Below are 18,987 nucleotides of genomic sequence, written 5' to 3'. Positions count from 1 at the left end.
AGGACCGCAGGGGTCGATGTTTCACGTGAAACATCGACCCCTGCGGCGTGGGGGCGGCAATGTTTCACGTGAAACGTCGCTCCTGGCGGCCCAGCAGCACCGCGGTGGCGGCGTAGAGGGCGGACACACAGAGGATCAGTGCCACGGACTGTCCGTTGGCGGGGAGCATGAGGGAGGCCACCGCCGCGGCGCCGACGAAGGCGACGTTGAAGAGCACGTCGTAGACGGAGAAGACGCGGCCGCGGTAGTCGTCGTCCACCCGGGACTGCACGACCGTGTCGGTGGAGATCTTGGCGCCCTGGGTGGCGAGGCCGAGGACGAACGCGGCGATCAGCATCGGTGCGGGGGCGAAGAACAGGCCGAGCGCCGGGACCAGGACCGCGGCGCCCGCGGAGCAGGCGGTGATCCAGCCGAGGGGGCCCAGCCGGCCCACCAGCCAGGGAGTGACGACGGCGGCCGTGAAGAACCCGGCCCCGGAGACGCCGACCGCGATCCCCAGCAGGGCGAGCCCCTCGGCCTCGTTGTCCGACCACGAGTAGCGGCAGAGCATCAGCAGCATGACGAACAGGGCTCCGTAGCAGAACCGCATCATGGTCATCGCGGTGAGTGCCTGGGCGGCCTCCCGGCGTGAGGCGAGATGGCGCAGTCCCGCGGCCATGCCCCGGACGGTGAGTGCGACGCCCTCGGCGACCGACGGGTGGAGCACGCCCGGGGGGTGGTCGGGCCCGAGGAGGCCGATGGCCAGGCGCAGGGAGACGAGGGCCGCGAGCAGGTAGAGCCCGGCGCCGAGGAGGATGACGAGGGCGTCGGCGTCGGCGGCCAGCAGCCGGACGAGGAAGGCCAGTCCCCCGCCGGCGGTCGCCGCGAGGGTGCCGGCGGTCGGGGAAAGGGCGTTCGCGGTGACCAGCTGGTCGGGGCCGACGACTCGTGGCAGGGACGCGGCGAGCCCGGCCAGGACGAAGCGGTTGACGGCGGTCACGGACAGCGCCGACGCGTAGAACAGCCAGTCGGGGACCTGGGCGACGATCAGCATTCCGGTGATGCAGGCGAGGAAGGCCCGCAACAGGTTGCCGTAGAGGAAGACCTGGCGGCGGCGCCAGCGGTCGAGCAGCACCCCGGCGAACGGGCCGATCGCCGAATACGGCAGCAGAAGTACCGCCATGGCCGAGGCGATGGCCGCCGGTGAGGTCTGCTTCTCGGGGGAGAAGACGACGTAGGTGGCGAGCGCGACCTGATAGACGCCGTCCGCCGCCTGCGAGAGCAGCCGTACGGCGAGCAGGTTGCGGAAATCCCTCAGGCGCAGGAGTACGCGCAGATCACGTACGACAGGCATGAGGGCAAGGGTCACATACGCGGAGGGTCCCCGGGCATATTGCCCGGGGACCCTCCGCGGAAGAACAGTCGAAGTCCAGGTGTCCTTGCGGACCCCTTGGGGCTCGACTAGCGCTCGACCTCGCCCTTGATGAACTTCTCGACGTTCGCGTAGGCCTCGTCGTCGAAGTACTGCACCGGCGGGGACTTCATGAAGTAGCTGGACGCCGACAGGATCGGGCCGCCGATACCGCGGTCCTTGGCGATCTTCGCGGCGCGCAGGGCGTCGATGATGACACCGGCGGAGTTCGGGGAGTCCCACACCTCGAGCTTGTACTCGAGGTTCAGCGGGACGTCGCCGAACGCGCGACCCTCGAGGCGGACGTAGGCCCACTTGCGGTCGTCGAGCCACGCGACGTAGTCGGACGGGCCGATGTGGACGTTCTTCTCGCCGAGCTCACGGTCGGGGATCTGCGAGGTGACGGCCTGCGTCTTGGAGATCTTCTTCGACTCGAGGCGGTCGCGCTCGAGCATGTTCTTGAAGTCCATGTTGCCGCCGACGTTGAGCTGCATGGTGCGCTCAAGCCGGACACCGCGGTCCTCGAACAGCTTGGCCATCACGCGGTGCGTGATGGTGGCGCCGACCTGCGACTTGATGTCGTCGCCGACGATCGGGACACCGGCCTCGGTGAACTTGTCGGCCCACTCCTTGGTACCGGCGATGAAGACCGGGAGGGCGTTGACGAAGGCGACCTTGGCGTCGATGGCGCACTGGGCGTAGAACTTCGCCGCGGCCTCGGAGCCGACGGGCAGGTAGCAGATCAGGACGTCGACCTGGCGGTCCTTGAGGATCTGCACCACGTCGACCGGAGCCTCGGCGGACTCCTCGATGGTCATGCGGTAGTACTTGCCCAGGCCGTCCAGGGTGTGGCCGCGCTGGACGGTCACACCGGCGTTCGGGACGTCGCAGATCTTGATGGTGTTGTTCTCGCTGGCGCCGATGGCGTCCGAAAGGTCGAGGCCGACCTTCTTCGCGTCGACGTCGAACGCGGCGACGAACTCGATGTCACGCACGTGGTAGTCGCCGAACTGGACGTGCATCAGACCGGGGACCTTGGCCGCCGGGTCGGCGTCCTTGTAGTACTCGACGCCCTGCACCAGCGAGGCGGCGCAGTTGCCTACGCCGACGATGGCTACGCGAACCGAACCCATTCCGGTTGCTCCCTGTTTGTTCTCGGACGAGGTCTGCGAGATGCAGGCCTCATTTTTCTGTTTCGTCGGACGGACCGGGTCGTCTCCGATCCCGTCCCGCCCGCTCACTCTCGATGAGCTCGTTCAGCCAGCGCACTTCGCGCTCCACGGACTCCATGCCGTGCCGCTGCAGCTCAAGCGTGTAGTCGTCGAGGCGTTCCCGCGTGCGGACCAGTGAGGCGCGCATCTTCTCCAGACGCTCCTCCAGCCGGCTGCGGCGGCCCTCCAGTACCCGCATGCGTACGTCTCGTTCGGTCTGGCCGAAGAAGGCGAAGCGGGCGGCGAAGGACTCGTCCTCCCAGGTGTCGGGTCCCGTGTGGGAGAGGAGCTCCTCGAAGTGCTCCTTGCCCGCGGCCGTCAACCGGTAGACGATCTTGGCGCGCCGCCCTGCGAGTGAAGCGGCGAGCGCGTCTTCCGGGGCGTTGCCCGGCTCTTCGATCAACCAGCCGTTGGCGACGAGCGTCTTGAGGCAGGGATAGAGCGTCCCGTAGCTGAAGGCCCTGAACACCCCGAGCGAGGTGTTGAGCCGCTTGCGCAGCTCGTACCCGTGCATGGGGGATTCGCGAAGCAGGCCGAGGACGGCGAATTCGAGGATGCCTGAGCGCCTGCTCATCCGCCTGCCTCTCCTCCGACTCTGACTCCGAGCTCTGGCTCAGAGTCTTTATGCCGAGCTGATGTATCGACTCGATACATCCAGACGATAGAACGGTGCGCGTCCGGCGACAAGTGGTGACGTGGTGACCGGCATCACATCACCAATTCGTACGATGCAAGTTGCCTGATTTGGGGTGAACTTCGGCACTGGTCGGGTTTTGACCGTGCGTAGTCTGTGCGCCAGGACATGGGGGATCCGGAATTCACCTGCCGCTTCCAGGCCACTCGCCTGCCCGAGGAGTAGTCGTTCGATGAGCGAGCACCGCCGCAAACCGTCGCAGCCCCAAGGTGGTGGGCGAGCCTCGGCCCGCCGGGCTGCCCAGCAGCGTCCCGGCCGGGGCGCCGGATCCGGACGTGACGTGCCCACCGCCTCGCCCAGCGGGCCGTATGCGGAACCGTCCGCCCCCGGCAGCCGCGCCGAGGCCCGCCGGGCCGCCCAGAGAGGGTCCGCCGGCCGCGGCAGAGGCTCCGGCCGGGCAGCCCGTGGCACGGGGCGCCCTGACAAGCGCCTCATCAACTACCCGCGGTCCGATCGGGACGGCTGGAAGCGTTTCCTGCCGTCCTGGAAGCTGGTGTCCGGCACGGCACTGGGGTTCTTCGCGATCATCACCGCCGGAGCCGGCATCGGCATCGCCATGGTGAGCACGCCCGACCCCAACAAGGCGGCCCAGGCGCAGAACAACGTCTTCTACTGGTCGGACGGGACCCAGATGGTCGCGACCGGCGGTTCGATGAACCGGCAGATCGTGACCATCGACAAGATCCCCCGGGCGATGAGGGACGCCGTGATCGCGGCGGAGAACGAGTCCTTCGAGACGGACAAGGGCGTCGACCCGATGGGCATCGGCCGGGCCGTGTGGAACATGGCCACGGGCGGCTCCACCCAGGGCGGCTCGACCATCACCCAGCAGTACGTGAAGAACACCTACCTGGACTCCGACCAGACGCTCAAGCGAAAGGTCACCGAGCTCTTCATCGCGCTCAGGCTGGGTGTCTCCGAGGAGAAGGACACGGTCCTCGCCGGCTACCTCAACACCGCCTACTACGGGCGGGACGCCTACGGCATCCAGGCAGCGGCCCGCGCCTACTTCGGCAAGGACAGCCACGACCTGAACCCCTCCGAGTGCGCCTTCCTGGCCTCCGTGCTCAAGGGCCCCAACCTGTACAACCCGGACGGCGGCATCGGCGCCGCGGCCACCCCCGCCCTCAACGAGGACCGGGCCAGGAAGCGCTGGGCCTGGGTCCTGGACCGCGAGGTCGAGGTGGGCCGGATGGCCAAGGACGAGCGGGCGAAGTACACGGACTTCCCCGCGCGCGTCGAGTCGGAGCAGGCCCGCGGCATGACCGGGCAGATCGGCTACCTGGTCGAGACGGCCAAGCAGTACGTGATGAAGACCAAGAACATCACCGCCGAGCAGATGGCTCTGGGCGGCTACCAGATCCACACCACCTTCCAGAAGCCGAGGGTGGACGCCCTGGTCAAGGCCGTCGAGGAGACCCGCAACGACTTCCTCGACGAGAAGAAGCGCCCCGAGTACGACACCTTCGTGCAGTTCGGCGCCGCCTCCGTCGATGTGAAGTCCGGGGCGATCGTGGCCCTGTACGGCGGGCCCGGCTGGGACCAGAAGCACTTCAGCAACAACGCCAACACCATCGGTGTCCCCGTCGGCTCGACCTGGAAGCCGTACGTCCTGGCGGCCGCGATGGAGTACGGCACGCAGAACTCCAACGGCCAGGGCATCTCGCCCGACAGCAAGTACATGGCCGACGACCTCACCGTGATCAAGAACCGTCAGGGCAGCCCCCTGGCGGGCCCCGACGGCAAGCCGTTCCGGCAGAAGAACGAGAGCCCCACGGCCTTCGGCTACGTGACCCTCAACGAGGCGATGGAGAAGTCCATCAACGTCCCCTTCGCCCAGCTCGTCTTCGACGTCGGTCACGCCAAGGTGCGTGACGTGGCCAAGTCGACCGGGATCCTCGAGGATTCGATGGACAAGGACAACACCGCCTCGTTCGCACTGGGCACCTCGACCCCGAGTGCCATCCGCATGGCCGACTCGTACGCCACCTTCGCCGCCTCCGGTATGCACCGCGAGCCGTTCTCCGTGACCAAGGTCGAGAAGAACGGCGAGGCGCTGAGCGGGTTCGAGGCGCCCAAGGAACAGCGGGCCATGGACAACGACGTCGCCGACAACGTCACCAAGGTCCTCGAGAACGTGGTCCAGAACGGCACCGGCACCAAGGTCAAGAAGCTGGGCCGGCCCGCCGCGGGCAAGACCGGAACCACCGACCAGAACAAGTCGGCCTGGTTCGTCGGCTACACGCCGGAGCTGTCCACCTCCGTCGCCCTCTTCCGTACCGATCCCAACTCGGCGGACAAGAAGCTGATCTCCATGAACCACGTCGGTGGCGTCGACTCCATCCACGGTGGTGACATCCCGGCCGTGATCTGGACCGAGTACATGCGCGAAGCGCTCAAGGACGCCCCGGTCAAGAAGTTCCCGGAAGCCGAGGACATCGGCGTCACGGCGGACTCCGCCGGAGCGCCCTCGCCCACGCCCTCGGCCCCGGCTTCGCCGTCCCCGTCTCCCTCGATGCCGCCGTCGAGCTCTCCGCCGCCGGTGTCCCCGAGCCCGTCCCGGGGCGGCAAGCCCACCTGCAAGCCGTGGGAGCTGTACTGCGAGCCGGACACCACCGGCGGTACCTCCACCGGGGGAACGAACGGCGGGACCAACGGCGGGGTCATCGGCGGCCCCAGCGGATCGCCGTCCCCGTCGAACACCGCCAAACCCGGCCGCCCAGGCGGCACCACGGGCTGGCCGACCGGAGCGGCGGCCGACTGACCGGGACCGCCTGCTGACTCGGGGAAGGCCGTCGCACAGGGTGCGACGGCCTTCCCCCATGTCCGGCCCGGTACGGCAGGATGAGCCCATGACCAAGGTGCACGAGGAGAGCCCCGTACTGCCCACCCAGCAGGACGAGGTCGCCGCAGCGGGCAGTGAGTTCCTCGGCGGCCCGATCGGCCGCCACGCCCGGCTGGGCGGCCACTGGCTGGGGCCCGTCCGGGTGGTGGCCCTCATCGCCATCGGCATGTTCGCGCTGGGCATGGTGCAGAAGCTGCCCTGCTACGACTGGGCGTGGTTCCGGGGGGCGACTTCCCAGTACACCCACGCCTGCTACTCCGACATCCCGCACCTGTACGCGGTACGCGGCTTCGCCGACAACCTGACCCCGTACTTCGACCGGCTCCCCGGCGACATGGAGTACCTGGAGTACCCGGTGCTCACCGGGCTCTTCATGGAGATCGCCTCCTGGCTGACCCCCGGCAGCGGCTCCATGCAGCACCGCGAACAGATGTACTGGATGGTCAACGCGGGCATGCTGATGGCCTGCGCGGCGGTCATCGCCGTATGCGTCGCCCGGACCCACCGCCGCCGGCCCTGGGACGCCCTGATGTTCGCCCTCGCGCCGGCCTTCGCGCTCACCGCGACGATCAACTGGGACCTGCTGGCCATCGCCCTGACCGCCGCCGGAATGCTCATGTGGTCCCGGGGCCGGACGGTGCTCTTCGGCGTGTTCATCGGCCTGGCCACCGCAGCGAAGCTCTACCCCGTGCTGCTGCTCGGGGTGCTGTTCGTGCTCTGCTGGCGGGCCGGCAAGTGGCGGGCCTTCGGCGCCGCCGCCCTCGGCGCGGCCGGATCCTGGCTGCTGGTGAACCTGCCCGTCATGGCCTTCGCCTGGGAGGGCTGGACGAAGTTCTACACCTTCAGCCAGGAGCGGCCCATCGACTTCGGCTCCGTGTGGCTGCTGATCTCCCAGCGCTCGGGCAACCCGCTGGACGGCGCCAACACGTACGCGACCGGGCTGACGCTCCTGCTGTGCGGGGCCATCGGGCTGCTCACCCTGACCGCCCCCCGGCGCCCCCGGTTCGCGCAGCTGGCCTTCCTGGTCGTCGCCGCCTTCATCCTGTGCAACAAGGTCTACTCGCCGCAGTACGTGCTGTGGCTCATCCCGCTCGCCGCGCTGGCCCGGCCGCGCTGGCGGGACTTCCTGATCTGGCAGGCCACCGAGGTCGTCTACTTCCTCGGGATCTGGTTCTACCTGGCCTACACGAGCAGCGGGGACAAGCACCAGGGCCTGCCCACGGAGGGCTACCAGGTGGCGATCGCCGCCCACCTGCTGGGCACCCTCTACCTGTGCGCGGTCATCGTCCGCGACATCCTGATGCCCGAACGGGACGTCGTGCGCCGGGACGGCTCGGACGACCCCTCCGGCGGCGTCCTGGACGGGGCCGAGGACGTGTTCGTCCTGTCGGACGCGGCGAGGGCGCCGCGGTACGCGACGCCCTCGGAGGGACAGCGGGTCGACTGGGGCACGCTCCCCAAGGACTGACCCCGGCGAGCCGGCCGGTCACGGACCGGCCGGCGAGCGGCCGGTCAGGCGTCGAGCACCCGGTCGAACTGCGTGGTGGTGTGGCGCAGGTGTGCCACGAGCTCGTCGCCCACCTTGGGCTCGGCCGCGTCCGAGGGCACGAACAGGATCGACACCTGCATGTGCGGCGGCTCCGCGAACCAGCGCTGCTTGCCCGCCCACACGAAGGGCGACAGGTTCCGGTTGACCGTGGCCAGGCCCGCCCTGGCGACGCCCTTGGCGCGCGGCATCACGCCGTGCAGGGCCTTGGGGGCCTCCAGGCCCACTCCGTGCGAGGTACCGCCGGCCACGACGACCAGCCAGCCGTCGGAAGCGGCCTTCTGCTGGCGGTAGCCGAAGCGGTCGCCCTTGGCCACCCGCGTGACGTCGAGGACCGCGCCGCGGTACTCGGTCGCGTCGTGGTCGCCCAGCCACAGCCGGGTGCCGATCCGCGCGCGGAAGCGGGTCTGCGGGAACTGCTGCTGAAGCCGTGCGAGCTCCTCGGCCCGCAGGTGGCTGACGAACATGGTGTGCAGCGGCAGCCGGGCCGCGCGCAGCCGGTCCATCCAGCCGATGACCTCCTCGACGGCGTCCGAGCCGTCCGGGCGGTCCAGCGGCAGGTGCAGGGCGAAGCCCTCCAGCCGGACGTCCTCGATCGCCGCGTGCAGCTGTCCCAGGTCCTGCTCGGAGACGCCGTGGCGGCGCATCGAGCTCATGCACTCGATGACCACGCGGGCGCCGACCAGACCGCGGACCCCGTCCAGCGAGGACACCGAGCGGATGACCCGGTCGGGCAGCGGCACCGGCTCCTCGCCCCGCCGGAACGGGGTGAGGACGAGCAGGTCGCCGCCGAACCAGTCCTTGATGCTGGCCGCCTCGTAGGTCGTCCCGACGGCCAGTACGTCGGCGCCCAGCCGGGTCGCCTCCTCGCACAGGCGCTCGTGGCCGAAGCCGTACCCGTTGCCCTTGCAGACCGGGATCATTCCCGGGAACTGGTCCTGGATCTGCTTCTGGTGCGCACGCCAGCGCGCGGTGTCGACGTAGAGCGTGAGCGCCATGCCCGTCCGGAACCTCTCCTGAAAAGCTGCGGGTGCAGCGGTGCGTGGGTGGGTGGGGGTGGGATCAGCGACGCGACATGTAGATGTCGAGCGCCTTGTGCAGCACCTTGTTGAGCGGGAAGTCCCACTCGCCGACGTACTCGACGGCCTCGCCGCCCGTGCCGACCTTGAACTGGATCAGACCGAACAGGTGGTCGTTCTCGTCCAGCGTGTCAGAAATGCCGCGCAGGTCGTAGACGCTCGCACCGAGTGCGTACGAGTCGCGCAGCATGCGCCACTGCATCGCGTTGGAGGGGCGCACCTCGCGCTTGTGGTTGGCGGAGGCGCCGTACGAGTACCAGACGTGCTGGCCGACGGTGAGCATCGTGGCGGCGGCCAGCGGCTCCCCCTCGTGCTTCGCGATGTACAGCCGCATCCGGTTGGGGTCCTCGGAGTTGAGGGCCGTCCACTGGCGCTGGAAGTAGCTGAGCGGGCGCGGGCGGAACTTGTCGCGCTCGGCCGTGATCTCGTACAGGTGCTGCCAGGTCGGCAGGTCCTCGTAGCCGCCCTGGACGACCTCGACGCCGGCCTTCTCGGCCTTCTTGATGTTGCGGCGCCACAGCTGGTTGAAGCCCTTGAGGACATCGTCCAGCGAGCGGTTGGCCAGCGGCACCTGGAAGACGTAGCGGGGCTGGACGTCACCGAATCCGGCGCCGCCGTCCTCCGCCTGCTGCCAGCCCATGCGGCGGAGCTTGTCGGACACCTCGAAGGCGCGGGGCTCGATGACCGAAGCCTCCACGTCGCGCAGGCGCTTGACGTCGGGGTCCTGGATTCCGGCCTTGATGGCGGCGGAGTTCCAGCGGCGGATGACGACGGGCGGACCCATCTTCACGGTGAAGGCGCCCTGGTTCTTGAGGTGGGCCAGCATCGGCTGGATCCACTCCTCCAGGTTCGGGGCGTACCAGTTGATGACCGGGCCCTCGGGGAGGTACGCGAGGTACCGCTTCACCTTGGGCAGCTGGCGGTACAACACCAGTGCCGCACCGACGAGTTCACCGGACTTGTCGAACCAGCCGAGGTTCTCCGAACGCCACTCGTTCTTGACGTCGGCCCATGCCGGGACCTGGCAGTGGCTAGCCGACGGCAGGCTCTGGAGGTAGGCCAGATGCTGCTCTCGGCTGATGGTGCTCAGGGACAGGCTCATGCGGGGTGTCTCCTCCGGCGGCTTCGCTGGCTATGGCGCGAAGCCTACTGCGACGGGGGCGCCACCCATCTGGGGGACGGGCCGCAGGCCCGGGCCGGTGTGGGCGGCGCCCCTGCCGCGGAGGTACCCCGGTCAGCCCAGCCAGCCGCCGAAGAGGCCGCCGTGGAACATGCCGATGAAGAAGCCGATGGCAGACGCGCCAAGGCCGATGATCAGCGCGAAGCGCTCGCGTGTCGTGACGGAGACGAACTGTCCGTACGCGCCGGTCAGGATCCCGATCAGTCCGGCCCACGAGGTGAGCAGGTGCAGGTTGTGGAAGAACGCCGTGATGAACGCCACGGCTCCGAGGAACAAGGTGACCGCCATCAGGGTGTCCTGCAGCGGGTGGGGCTTGCCGTCGGTCGAGAAGAGGGAGATCGGCGGGGGTGAGGACTGGGGTCGCATGGCCTGTGCCATCGGAAGGCACCTCCTGGCTGAAGCAGACGGTGCTGCGGAGCCACCTCCGGCGGGGGCCGGGGGCATAGCACCGAGCACACCCGATGGATACAGATTGTGGACCTCTCCTGCCGGATTTCAACCGGAAGGAGTCGAGCAGGTAGTCTGTACGGTCTGCGCGGTGTCTGCTCTGCGGATGCCGTGCGCACGCATCACGACCCTCCTGCCACGGAACGACCGTGGCCGCTGAGTCCAAAGGAGGTGGGTTCCACATGCGTCACTACGAAGTGATGGTCATCCTCGACCCCGATCTCGAGGAGCGCGCTGTCTCCCCGCTGATCGAGAACTTCCTTTCCGTCGTCCGTGAGGGCAACGGAAAGGTCGAGAAGGTCGACACCTGGGGCCGTCGTCGTCTCGCTTACGAGATCAAGAAGAAGCCCGAGGGCATCTACTCGGTCATCGACCTTCAGGCCGAGCCTGCGGTCGTCAAGGAGCTTGACCGACAGATGAACCTGAACGAGTCGGTTCTCCGGACCAAGGTCCTTCGCCCCGAGACCCACTGAACTTCGGTTCAGCGGTAATCGGGACCGAGTAGCACAGCAGCCCAGCAGCAATCCCCGCCGAGAGGTTCATCCATGGCAGGCGAGACCGTCATCACGGTCGTCGGCAATCTCGTCGACGACCCCGAGCTGCGCTTCACCCCCTCGGGTGCGGCGGTCGCGAAGTTCCGTGTCGCGTCCACTCCCCGCATCTTCGACAAGCAGACCAATGAGTGGAAGGACGGCGAAGGCCTGTTCCTGACCTGCTCGGTCTGGCGTCAGGCGGCGGAGAACGTCGCCGAGTCCCTTCAGCGGGGCATGCGCGTCATCGTGCAGGGCCGGCTGAAGCAGCGGTCGTACGAGGACCGTGAGGGTGTCAAGCGCACGGTCTACGAGCTGGACGTCGAGGAAGTCGGCCCCAGCCTGAAGACCGCCACGGCCAAGGTCGCCAAGACCAGCGGTCGCGGTGGCCAGGGTGGGTACGGCGGCGGCGGTCAGCAGCAGGGTGGCGGCGGCGGCAACTGGGGCGGAGCCCCCAGCGGCGGCGCCCCTCAGGGCGGCGGAGCTCCCTCCGACGACCCGTGGGCGTCCAGCGCGCCGGCCGGCGGCCAGCAGCAGCAGGGCGGCGGCGGTGGCGGCTGGGGCGGAAGCTCCGGTGGCTCCGGCGGTGGCTACTCGGACGAGCCGCCCTTCTAGGGCAGCTCGCACCCCCACTTCTTGATTTCACAGGAGAGACACAATGGCGAAGCCGCCTGTGCGCAAGCCTAAGAAGAAGGTCTGCGCTTTCTGCAAGGACAAGACCGCGTACGTGGACTACAAGGACACGAACATGCTGCGGAAGTTCATTTCCGACCGTGGCAAGATCCGTGCCCGCCGCGTTACCGGCAACTGCACGCAGCACCAGCGTGACGTCGCCACGGCCGTCAAGAACAGCCGTGAGATGGCGCTGCTGCCCTACACGTCCACCGCGCGATAAGGAAAGGGTGACCGACTAATGAAGATCATCCTGACCCACGAGGTTTCTGGCCTCGGTGCCGCCGGCGATGTCGTCGACGTCAAGGACGGTTACGCTCGCAACTACCTGGTCCCGCGTGGTTTCGCGATCCGCTGGACCAAGGGTGGCGAGAAGGACGTGGCGCAGATCCGCCGCGCCCGCAAGATCCACGAGATCGCGACCATCGAGCAGGCCAACGAGATCAAGGCCAAGCTCGAGGGTGTGAAGGTCCGTCTGGCCACCCGCGCGGGTGACGCCGGTCGTCTCTTCGGTTCCGTGACCCCGGCCGACATCGCCACGGCGATCGAGTCCTCGGGCGGCCCGAAGGTCGACAAGCGCCGCGTTGAGCTGGGCTCCCCGATCAAGACCCTCGGTTCGTACCAGGTCTCCGTGCGTCTGCACGCCGACGTGGCCGCGAACGTGGGCATCGAGGTCGTCGCCGCCTAAGGGCTGCGCACACGAAGGGCCGCACCCCGCTGGGGTGCGGCCCTTCGTCGTTGCCGGATGCGGCAGCGGTGCCGGCGATGTTTCACGTGAAACATGCCCGGAGGGGAGGCGATGTTTCACGTGAAACATCGCCTCAGCGGGTGGCCCCCGCGACCAGCCACCGGCCCGAGCGAGCGCGCTGCTGAAGGGTGACCATCCGGACCAGCATCATTAGCGTCATGGCCCACCAGAGCGTCGTCAGGCCGCCGCCCAGTGCCGGTACCAGGAGCGCTGCCGGGGTGAACACGGCCAGCGTCACCAGCATCGCCCAGGCCAGGTAGCGGCCGTCGCCCGCACCCATCAGGACGCCGTCAAGAACGAAGACGATGCCGGACACGGGCTGGGAGAGCGCGACGACCAGCAGGGCGGGCAGCAACGCCTCCTCGACGGCCGGATCGCTGGTGAACAGCGGAATGAACACGGGGCGGGCCAGCACGACCAGCAGGCCGAGCACGATCCCCGCGGCGATCCCCCACTGCACCATGCGGCGGCAGACGGCCTTGGCGCCCTCGGTGTCACTCGCGCCCAGATAGCGGCCGATGATGGCCTGCCCGGCGATCGCGATGGCGTCCAGGGCGAAGGCGAGCAGGCTCCACAGGGCGAGCAGGATCTGGTGGGCGGCGATGTCGGCGTCGCCGAGGCGGGCGGCCACAGCGGTCGCGATCATCAGGATGGCCCGCAGTGACAGGGTGCGGACCAGCAGGGGTGCGCCGGCCTGTGCACAGGCCCGGATCCCCGCGAGGTCGGGGCGCAGGGAGGCGTCGTGCCGCCGGGCTCCGCGTACGACGACGACGAGGTAGGCGGCGGCCATGGCGCACTGGGCGATGACCGTGCCCCAGGCGGAGCCGGCGATGCCGAGGCCCGCACCGTAGACGAGGAGGACGTTCAGGCCCGCGTTGAGGGCGAAGCCTCCGACCGCGACGTAGAGCGGCGTACGGGTGTCCTGGAGGCCGCGGATGACACCGGTGGCGGCCAGGACCATGAGCATGGCGGGGATGCCGAGCGCGGAGATCCGCAGATACGTGATCGCGTACGGGGCGACGGTGTCGGAGGCCCCGAAGAGGGAGATCAGCCAGGGGGCGGCGGGCAGGACCACGGCGATGACGGCCGCGCCGAGCAGGAGAGCGAGCCAGATGCCGTCCATGCCCTGCCGGATGGCCGCCTGCAGGTCGCCCGCTCCGACCCTGCGGGAGACGGCCGCGGTGGTGGCGTAGGCGAGGAAGACGAAGACGCTCACGGCAGTGGTGAGCAGAGCCGCGGCGATGCCGAGGCCGGCCAGCTGGGGCGTCCCGAGGTGCCCGACGATGGCGCTGTCGGCCATCACGAAGAGGGGTTCGGCGACGAGGGCGCCGAAGGCGGGGACGGCGAGCGCGAAGATCTCTCGGTCGTGCCGTCTCGGCGCTGCCTTCGGTGCGACGGGGGCCTGTGTCATGTGCTCAATCTAATCTTCCACAGGTAATAGATACAACCGCCTTTGGATCCTTACCAACGCGCTGACTTGCGCGTTCCTCCCCACCCGTTGGAGGCGATCTTGAGACAGTGGCCAAGATTTTTCCGGGCCACAGTCGCCGAGGTGGGAAATGCCAGGTCAGATGGGGTGACAGGGTGGGGTAGGTGATTTTGTCCACAGCGTCGTCCCCCGGTCCGTGCACAGCTTCCGGGGACTTACCCACAGCATTGGCGCCGTCGTCCACATCTCATCCACACAGCCTGTGGATAACAAGATTGGCTGACGCTGCCATCGGCCCTACCGTGGTGCGTTGCCCGACTCGCCGAGAGCCGATTCGGGTGCCCCATATGTCAGAGCCGTGTCGTAGAAAGAGTGGCACGGCGAGGTCCGCGTTGCGGACGGAGGAGGTGGCCCGGTGAGCATGCCCGAGCCCTTGGACGACCCCTGGGCCGACAGCGGTCCAGGTGACCGTCTGCCCCCCCGTCCCCGCCGCAACGGCGAGGGCCGCGGACGCGGGGACGAGCAGCACGACCGGGGCCGTGAGGGCGGCTCCTGGGACGGCGGCGGCGCCGGCGGCGGCTTCGAGCGCGTCCCCCCGCAAGACCTCGACGCCGAGCAGTCGGTGCTCGGCGGCATGCTGCTGTCCAAGGACGCGATCGCCGATGTCGTCGAGGTCCTCAAGGGCCACGACTTCTACCGGCCCTCCCACGAGACGATCTACCAGGCCATCCTCGACCTGTACGCCAAGGGGGAGCCGGCCGACCCGATCACCGTCGGCGCCGAGCTGACCCGGCGCGGGGAGATCAGCAAGGTCGGCGGGGCCTCGTACCTGCACACGCTCGTGCAGTCGGTCCCGACGGCGGCCAACGCCGAGTACTACGCGGAGATCGTCCACGAGCGGGCCGTCCTGCGCCGCCTGGTCGCGGCCGGTACGAAGATCACGCAGATGGGTTACGCGGCCGACGGGGACGTCGACGAGATCGTCAACAGCGCCCAGGCCGAGATCTACGCGGTCACCGAGCAGCGGACCTCCGAGGACTACCTGCCGCTGGGCGACATCATGGAGGGCGCCCTCGACGAGATCGAGGCGATCGGCTCGCGCAGCGGCCAGATGTCGGGTGTGCCCACCGGCTTCACGGACCTCGACTCGCTGACCAACGGCCTGCACCCGGGCCAGATGATCGTCATCGCCGCCCGTCCCGCGATGGGCAAGTCCACGCTCGCGCTGGACTTCGCGCGCGCCTGCTCCATCAAGAGCAACCTGCCGAGCGTGATCTTCTCCCTCGAAATGGGTCGCAACGAGATCGCGATGCGCCTGCTCTCGGCCGAGGCCCGGGTGGCTCTGCACCACATGCGCTCGGGCACGATGACGGACGACGACTGGACCCGGCTGGCCCGGCGGATGCCGGACGTGTCCGCCGCCCCGCTCTACATCGACGATTCCCCCAACCTGTCGATGATGGAGATCCGGGCCAAGTGCCGCCGGCTCAAGCAGCGCAACGACCTCTCGCTCGTGGTCATCGACTACCTCCAGCTGATGCAGTCGGGTGGCTCGCGCCGTCCCGAGAGCCGTCAGCAGGAGGTCTCGGACATGTCCCGAAACCTCAAGCTGCTGGCGAAGGAGCTCGAGGTCCCCGTGATCGCGCTCTCCCAGCTGAACCGTGGCCCGGAGCAGCGCACCGACAAGAAGCCGATGGTCTCCGACCTGCGTGAGTCGGGCTCGATCGAGCAGGACGCGGACATGGTGATCCTGCTGCACCGCGAGGACGCGTACGAGAAGGAGTCACCCCGCGCGGGCGAGGCGGACCTGATCGTGGCGAAGCACCGTAACGGCCCCACGGCGACGATCACGGTCGCCTTCCAGGGTCACTACTCGCGGTTCGTGGACATGGCCAACACGTAGCGTCCGGGTCACCCAGGACGGGCGCTCAGCGCCTCGTCTCGTACCTGGTCAGGATCACGCCGCCGGGAAACGTCCGCGTCTCCACCAGGTTCAGGTTCACCCAGTTGTCCAGCGCGGTGAAGAACGGCGTGCCGCCGCCCACCAGGACCGGCGCGGTGGCCAGCACGTACTCGTCAATCAGCCCGGCCCGCATGGCCGCCCCGGCGAGCGTCGCGCCGCCGATGTCCATCGGGCCGCCGTCCTCGGCCTTGAGCCGGGTGATCTCGGCGACCGCGTCGCCGGTGACCAGGCGGGTGTTCCAGTCGACCTTGTCGATCGTCGAGGAGAACACCACCTTCGACATGTCCCGCCAGCGGCGCGCGAACTCGATCTCCGCCGGGGTGGCGTTGGGCTGCTGGTCGCCGGTCGGCCAGTGGGAGCTCATCGTCTGCCACAGCTTGCGCCCGTACAGCGACAGGTCGGTGGCCTGCAACTGGTCGGACCAAAACTGGAACAGCTCGTCGCTCGGCACGCTCCAGCCGATGTCGTCGCCGGGCGCGGCGATGTAGCCGTCCAGGGTCAGGTTCATGCCGTAGATCAGTTTCCGCATGGCGCCAGCCTTCCGTGAGTCGGTCTCACGCGTACAGACCGGCGCGCCGCGGGAAACCCATCGGTGCGCGATCGATGACCACCCGGCTCAGGGACGCGAGTTCATAGAATCCGATCATGGATGAGATCTCTGAGGACCTGGAACTCCTTCCCGCCACCCGGCGTGCGCTGCGGCACCGGATCGCCGTGGCGCAGAGCGACGGGCGGGCCCCGTCCGTGGTGGCGGCCGTGGTGCGAGGCGGGGAGGTGGTCTGGGAGGGCTCCCGGACCTCGGTGGAGGGCCACGGCCCGGACGGGAACGTCCAGTACCGGATCGGGTCGATCACCAAGACCTTCACCGCCGTTCTGGTGATGCGGCTGAGGGACGAGGGCCTGCTCGGGCTCGCGGATCCGCTGGAGAAGCACCTGCCGGGTACCGGTGCCGGTGAGGTGACCATTGCCCAACTGCTGGCCCACACCGGTGGTCTGGCAGCGGAGACGCCCGGCGAGTGGTGGGAGCGCACTCCCGGTGCGCTGCGGCCCGAGCTCGCCGACGTGCTGGGGGACGATCCGTTCCGGCACTCGCCGGGGAGCAGGCACCACTACTCCAACCCCGGGTACACGCTGCTGGGTTCGCTGGTCGAGGCGCTGCGCGGGAAGCCGTGGGAAGAAGTGCTGAAGGCCGAGGTGCTGGAGCCGCTGGGGCTGGACCGGACGAGCGGGTCGCCGCAGTCCCCGCATGCGGGTGGCTGGGCGGTGCACCCGTGGGCGGACCTGATGATGCCCGAGCCGCTGGAGGACCTGGGGCTGATGGCTCCGGCCGGTCAGCTGTGGTCCACGACAAGGGATTTGGCGCGGTTCGCGGACTTCTTGCTGCGGGGGGACGAGCGGGTGCTGGGCGCGGAGTCCGTACGGGAGATGCGCACGTCGGCGGCGCCGCCGGAGCCGGGCATCGCCGAGTGCGGCTACGGGCTGGGGATGCAGCTGATGGCCCAGGACGGGCGCCGGCTGGCGGGGCACAGCGGATCGCTTCCGGGGTTCGTCGCGGGGCTGTGGCTGAGCGAGGCGGACGACGTGGCGGCCGTGGTGCTGGCGAACTGCACCTCGGGGTTGCCGGCCGCGTCGGTGGCCGCGGACCTGGTGGCGGTCGTCGCGGAGGCCGAGCCTCGGTTCCCGCAGCCGTGGCGGCCGTTCGCGGAGGCCGCCCAGGTGCCGCTGGAGGTGTGCGGGCCCTGGTACTGGGGGACGTCGGCCCAAGTGGTGCGGCTGAAGGCGGACGGATCGCTGGAGCTGGGACCGGTGGGCGCGACGGGGCGTTCCGCGCGCTTCCGGGCGGAGCCGGACGGCACCTGGACGGGCCTGTCCGGGTACTACGCGGGGGAGACGCTGCGGGCGGTACGGCGCGCCGACGGTTCGGTCAGCCATCTCGATCTGGCGTCCTTCGTGTTCACCCGGGAGCCGTACGACGCCCAGGCCCCGGTGCCCGGCGGGGTGGACCCGCAGGGCTGGCGGGGCATCGGCTGACGGCCCGGCTCAGGCGACGAGTTCGCGTTCCAGCGGGGTGCGGAAGCGCGGGGTGATACGGGCGTCGCCGACCCAGTCGGCGAGGCGGGCGGCCTCGGCGGTGATCGCCTTCTCGGCGGCCCGGCCGGGGTCTGACAGCAGCCGCCAGACGATCTCGCCGTCGCCGCGCTGGGCCCAGCCGCCGACGATCTCGCCGTTCCACCACACCGTGGGGCCGATGTTGCCGGCGTAGTCGAACAGGGCGGGCCGGTGGGCGGGGTCGAGATGGAAGCCGCGGTCGGCCCAGCCCATGCCGCTGGGGTCGAGGCCGGGGAGCAGCGCGGCCCAGGGTTCCGGGGCCGGTTCGGGTGCGGTGTCGCCGGGGCTGACGAGGGCGGTGGTCCCGTCCTCCAGGCGCACCTGGTCGGGGCCCACGGCCGTGAGGGCCTTGCGGACGTCGCCGAGCGTCCAGCCGGTCCACCACTTGAGGTCGGCCTCGGTGGCCGGCCCGTACGCGTGGAGCCAGCGGCGGGCGACCTCGGCGCGGGCCTCGGTCGCGGGTACGGCGGGCCAGGGCTCGGTGTGGACCCAGCGGAACTGGCTGGAGGTCCACGAGCCGCGCGGGCGGTCGCGGCGGATCCGGCCGTCGGCGGCCAGCAGACGGATGACCCGGGTGGCGACGCCGGTCTCCGTCTCGTACTTCTTGCCCCTGCCGATGGTGATCTTCTGGCGCAGTGCCGGTACGGCGGCGGACAGCTGGCTGCCGGTGCAGGGCCCGCGGCTGTCGAGGGCGTCGAGCGCCGCGGTCTCGGCCTGGGCCAGCCAGGCGGCGTCCAGCCCCTGGCCGTCCTCGTCGAGGTGCTTGAGGAGGGTGCGGCGCTCCTTGACGGCGATGGCGCGGGCGGTGGAGGAGTCGACGTGCGGGGCGAGGCCGGTCGAGACCGCGAAGAGCGTGTTGCGCATGCTCAGCAGCCGGACGAGGCTCACGTCCTCGTAGAGTGCCTGCTCGATGATGTCCGCGCTTCCTTCGGCGAGCCGGGCGCGGGTGGAGAGGAAGACGGTCGCGGCGTCGGTGGCGTGCAGGGCGACGACGGCGTCGGCGGCCTCGGGAACCATGGCGGCGCGGGTCGAGGGAGCCAGGCGGTGGCGTCGGCCGAGGCGATGGCGGCGCTCGGTGGTGGTGACGAGAGGCAGGCTGGGGCTCATCCTCCCGATCGTAGGCCGGGCCGCCGACACGGCGGCC

The 18,987-nt window shown here is 69.4% G+C and carries 17 protein-coding genes; 8 read left to right on the top strand and 9 right to left on the bottom strand.

Annotation, left to right across the window (positions count from 1 at the left end):
• Positions 1 to 64: 64 nt before the first annotated feature.
• The 3 genes from OHA89_RS19010 to OHA89_RS19000 all read right to left on the bottom strand — a co-directional run bounded on the left by OHA89_RS19010 (position 65) and on the right by OHA89_RS19000 (position 3,175).
• A complete protein-coding gene (locus OHA89_RS19010; protein ID WP_406366695.1) occupies positions 65 to 1,333 on the bottom strand; it encodes an MFS transporter in 1,269 nt (422 codons plus the stop codon).
• A 107-nt stretch (positions 1,334 to 1,440) separates the two neighbouring features.
• Positions 1,441 to 2,523 carry an inositol-3-phosphate synthase gene (locus tag OHA89_RS19005; protein ID WP_215139796.1) on the bottom strand — a complete coding sequence of 361 codons (1,083 nt, stop codon included), beginning with the start codon at positions 2,521 to 2,523 and terminating at the stop codon, positions 1,441 to 1,443.
• A 49-nt stretch (positions 2,524 to 2,572) separates the two neighbouring features.
• Positions 2,573 to 3,175 (bottom strand): PadR family transcriptional regulator, encoded by a 603-nt coding sequence (locus tag OHA89_RS19000; protein ID WP_215139795.1) that lies wholly within the window; start codon positions 3,173 to 3,175, stop codon positions 2,573 to 2,575.
• 292 nt (positions 3,176 to 3,467) lie between these two features.
• On the opposite strand from OHA89_RS19000, the gene OHA89_RS18995 reads away from it, so the two are divergent.
• Both OHA89_RS18995 and OHA89_RS18990 read left to right on the top strand, forming a co-directional pair.
• Positions 3,468 to 6,059 carry a transglycosylase domain-containing protein gene (locus OHA89_RS18995; RefSeq protein WP_266608899.1) on the top strand — a complete coding sequence of 864 codons (2,592 nt, stop codon included), beginning with the start codon at positions 3,468 to 3,470 and terminating at the stop codon, positions 6,057 to 6,059.
• A gap of 88 nt (positions 6,060 to 6,147) precedes the next feature.
• Positions 6,148 to 7,608, top strand: coding sequence for a glycosyltransferase family 87 protein (locus OHA89_RS18990; protein WP_406366693.1), 1,461 nt, complete (start codon positions 6,148 to 6,150; stop codon positions 7,606 to 7,608).
• A gap of 44 nt (positions 7,609 to 7,652) precedes the next feature.
• On the opposite strand, the gene OHA89_RS18985 is transcribed toward OHA89_RS18990, so the two are convergent.
• From OHA89_RS18985 to OHA89_RS18975, 3 genes are all read right to left on the bottom strand, one after another.
• The gene (locus OHA89_RS18985) at positions 7,653 to 8,684 is read right to left on the bottom strand and encodes an alanine racemase (RefSeq protein ID WP_215139792.1); all 1,032 of its coding nucleotides are present in this window, start codon (positions 8,682 to 8,684) and stop codon (positions 7,653 to 7,655) included.
• Positions 8,685 to 8,748: 64 nt separating this feature from the next.
• Entirely contained in the window at positions 8,749 to 9,867 is a 1,119-nt protein-coding gene (locus tag OHA89_RS18980; protein WP_215139791.1) for a peptidoglycan bridge formation glycyltransferase FemA/FemB family protein, read from the bottom strand.
• A 132-nt stretch (positions 9,868 to 9,999) separates the two neighbouring features.
• A complete protein-coding gene (locus OHA89_RS18975) occupies positions 10,000 to 10,323 on the bottom strand; it encodes a hypothetical protein (protein WP_257555353.1) in 324 nt (107 codons plus the stop codon).
• Between the two features lie 251 nt (positions 10,324 to 10,574).
• Between OHA89_RS18975 and rpsF the strand changes: the two genes are divergently transcribed.
• The 4 genes from rpsF (at position 10,575) to rplI (ending at position 12,282) form a co-directional block, all read left to right on the top strand.
• Positions 10,575 to 10,865 (top strand): 30S ribosomal protein S6, encoded by a 291-nt coding sequence (gene rpsF, locus OHA89_RS18970; RefSeq protein WP_004950685.1) that lies wholly within the window; start codon positions 10,575 to 10,577, stop codon positions 10,863 to 10,865.
• Between the two features lie 72 nt (positions 10,866 to 10,937).
• Complete coding sequence (locus OHA89_RS18965; RefSeq protein WP_215139789.1) at positions 10,938 to 11,537, top strand: single-stranded DNA-binding protein; 600 nt, start codon at positions 10,938 to 10,940, stop codon at positions 11,535 to 11,537.
• Positions 11,538 to 11,580: 43 nt separating this feature from the next.
• A complete protein-coding gene (gene rpsR / locus OHA89_RS18960) occupies positions 11,581 to 11,817 on the top strand; it encodes a 30S ribosomal protein S18 (protein WP_005315025.1) in 237 nt (78 codons plus the stop codon).
• 18 nt (positions 11,818 to 11,835) lie between these two features.
• Positions 11,836 to 12,282 carry a 50S ribosomal protein L9 gene (gene rplI, locus OHA89_RS18955; protein WP_215139788.1) on the top strand — a complete coding sequence of 149 codons (447 nt, stop codon included), beginning with the start codon at positions 11,836 to 11,838 and terminating at the stop codon, positions 12,280 to 12,282.
• Between the two features lie 133 nt (positions 12,283 to 12,415).
• On the opposite strand, the gene OHA89_RS18950 is transcribed toward rplI, so the two are convergent.
• Positions 12,416 to 13,753 carry an MATE family efflux transporter gene (locus OHA89_RS18950; protein ID WP_266608890.1) on the bottom strand — a complete coding sequence of 446 codons (1,338 nt, stop codon included), beginning with the start codon at positions 13,751 to 13,753 and terminating at the stop codon, positions 12,416 to 12,418.
• A 451-nt stretch (positions 13,754 to 14,204) separates the two neighbouring features.
• Between OHA89_RS18950 and dnaB the strand changes: the two genes are divergently transcribed.
• A complete protein-coding gene (gene dnaB, locus OHA89_RS18945; protein WP_215139829.1) occupies positions 14,205 to 15,674 on the top strand; it encodes a replicative DNA helicase in 1,470 nt (489 codons plus the stop codon).
• A gap of 25 nt (positions 15,675 to 15,699) precedes the next feature.
• Here the strand turns inward: dnaB and OHA89_RS18940 are convergent, their stop codons facing one another.
• Entirely contained in the window at positions 15,700 to 16,263 is a 564-nt protein-coding gene (locus OHA89_RS18940; protein ID WP_266608888.1) for a dihydrofolate reductase family protein, read from the bottom strand.
• A gap of 116 nt (positions 16,264 to 16,379) precedes the next feature.
• On the opposite strand from OHA89_RS18940, the gene OHA89_RS18935 reads away from it, so the two are divergent.
• On the top strand, positions 16,380 to 17,765 hold the full coding sequence (locus tag OHA89_RS18935; protein ID WP_257555345.1) for a serine hydrolase: 1,386 nt from the start codon (positions 16,380 to 16,382) through the stop codon (positions 17,763 to 17,765).
• A gap of 9 nt (positions 17,766 to 17,774) precedes the next feature.
• Here the strand turns inward: OHA89_RS18935 and OHA89_RS18930 are convergent, their stop codons facing one another.
• Positions 17,775 to 18,950 (bottom strand): winged helix DNA-binding domain-containing protein, encoded by a 1,176-nt coding sequence (locus tag OHA89_RS18930; protein WP_406366692.1) that lies wholly within the window; start codon positions 18,948 to 18,950, stop codon positions 17,775 to 17,777.
• Positions 18,951 to 18,987: the final 37 nt, after the last annotated feature.

This window comes from Streptomyces sp. NBC_01546, from assembly GCF_045208355.1.
Classification (GTDB): Bacteria; Actinomycetota; Actinomycetes; order Streptomycetales; family Streptomycetaceae; genus Streptomyces.
The sequence above is the reverse complement of the archived record's forward strand: the minus strand, read 5'-3'. Positions and strand labels throughout refer to the sequence as shown.

Coding starts and splice junctions, on each gene's coding strand:
- OHA89_RS18990 (WP_406366693.1), top strand. CDS start 6,148: ATGACCAAGGTGCACGAGGAGAGCCCCGTACTGCCCACCCAGCAGGAC.
- OHA89_RS18975 (WP_257555353.1), bottom strand. CDS start 10,323: ATGGCACAGGCCATGCGACCCCAGTCCTCACCCCCGCCGATCTCCCTC.
- OHA89_RS18995 (WP_266608899.1), top strand. CDS start 3,468: ATGAGCGAGCACCGCCGCAAACCGTCGCAGCCCCAAGGTGGTGGGCGA.
- OHA89_RS18985 (WP_215139792.1), bottom strand. CDS start 8,684: ATGGCGCTCACGCTCTACGTCGACACCGCGCGCTGGCGTGCGCACCAG.
- rpsR (WP_005315025.1), top strand. CDS start 11,581: ATGGCGAAGCCGCCTGTGCGCAAGCCTAAGAAGAAGGTCTGCGCTTTC.
- OHA89_RS18950 (WP_266608890.1), bottom strand. CDS start 13,753: ATGACACAGGCCCCCGTCGCACCGAAGGCAGCGCCGAGACGGCACGAC.
- OHA89_RS18935 (WP_257555345.1), top strand. CDS start 16,380: ATGGATGAGATCTCTGAGGACCTGGAACTCCTTCCCGCCACCCGGCGT.
- rplI (WP_215139788.1), top strand. CDS start 11,836: ATGAAGATCATCCTGACCCACGAGGTTTCTGGCCTCGGTGCCGCCGGC.
- OHA89_RS18965 (WP_215139789.1), top strand. CDS start 10,938: ATGGCAGGCGAGACCGTCATCACGGTCGTCGGCAATCTCGTCGACGAC.
- OHA89_RS19010 (WP_406366695.1), bottom strand. CDS start 1,333: ATGCCTGTCGTACGTGATCTGCGCGTACTCCTGCGCCTGAGGGATTTC.
- OHA89_RS19000 (WP_215139795.1), bottom strand. CDS start 3,175: ATGAGCAGGCGCTCAGGCATCCTCGAATTCGCCGTCCTCGGCCTGCTT.
- OHA89_RS18940 (WP_266608888.1), bottom strand. CDS start 16,263: ATGCGGAAACTGATCTACGGCATGAACCTGACCCTGGACGGCTACATC.
- rpsF (WP_004950685.1), top strand. CDS start 10,575: ATGCGTCACTACGAAGTGATGGTCATCCTCGACCCCGATCTCGAGGAG.
- OHA89_RS19005 (WP_215139796.1), bottom strand. CDS start 2,523: ATGGGTTCGGTTCGCGTAGCCATCGTCGGCGTAGGCAACTGCGCCGCC.
- OHA89_RS18980 (WP_215139791.1), bottom strand. CDS start 9,867: ATGAGCCTGTCCCTGAGCACCATCAGCCGAGAGCAGCATCTGGCCTAC.
- OHA89_RS18930 (WP_406366692.1), bottom strand. CDS start 18,950: ATGAGCCCCAGCCTGCCTCTCGTCACCACCACCGAGCGCCGCCATCGC.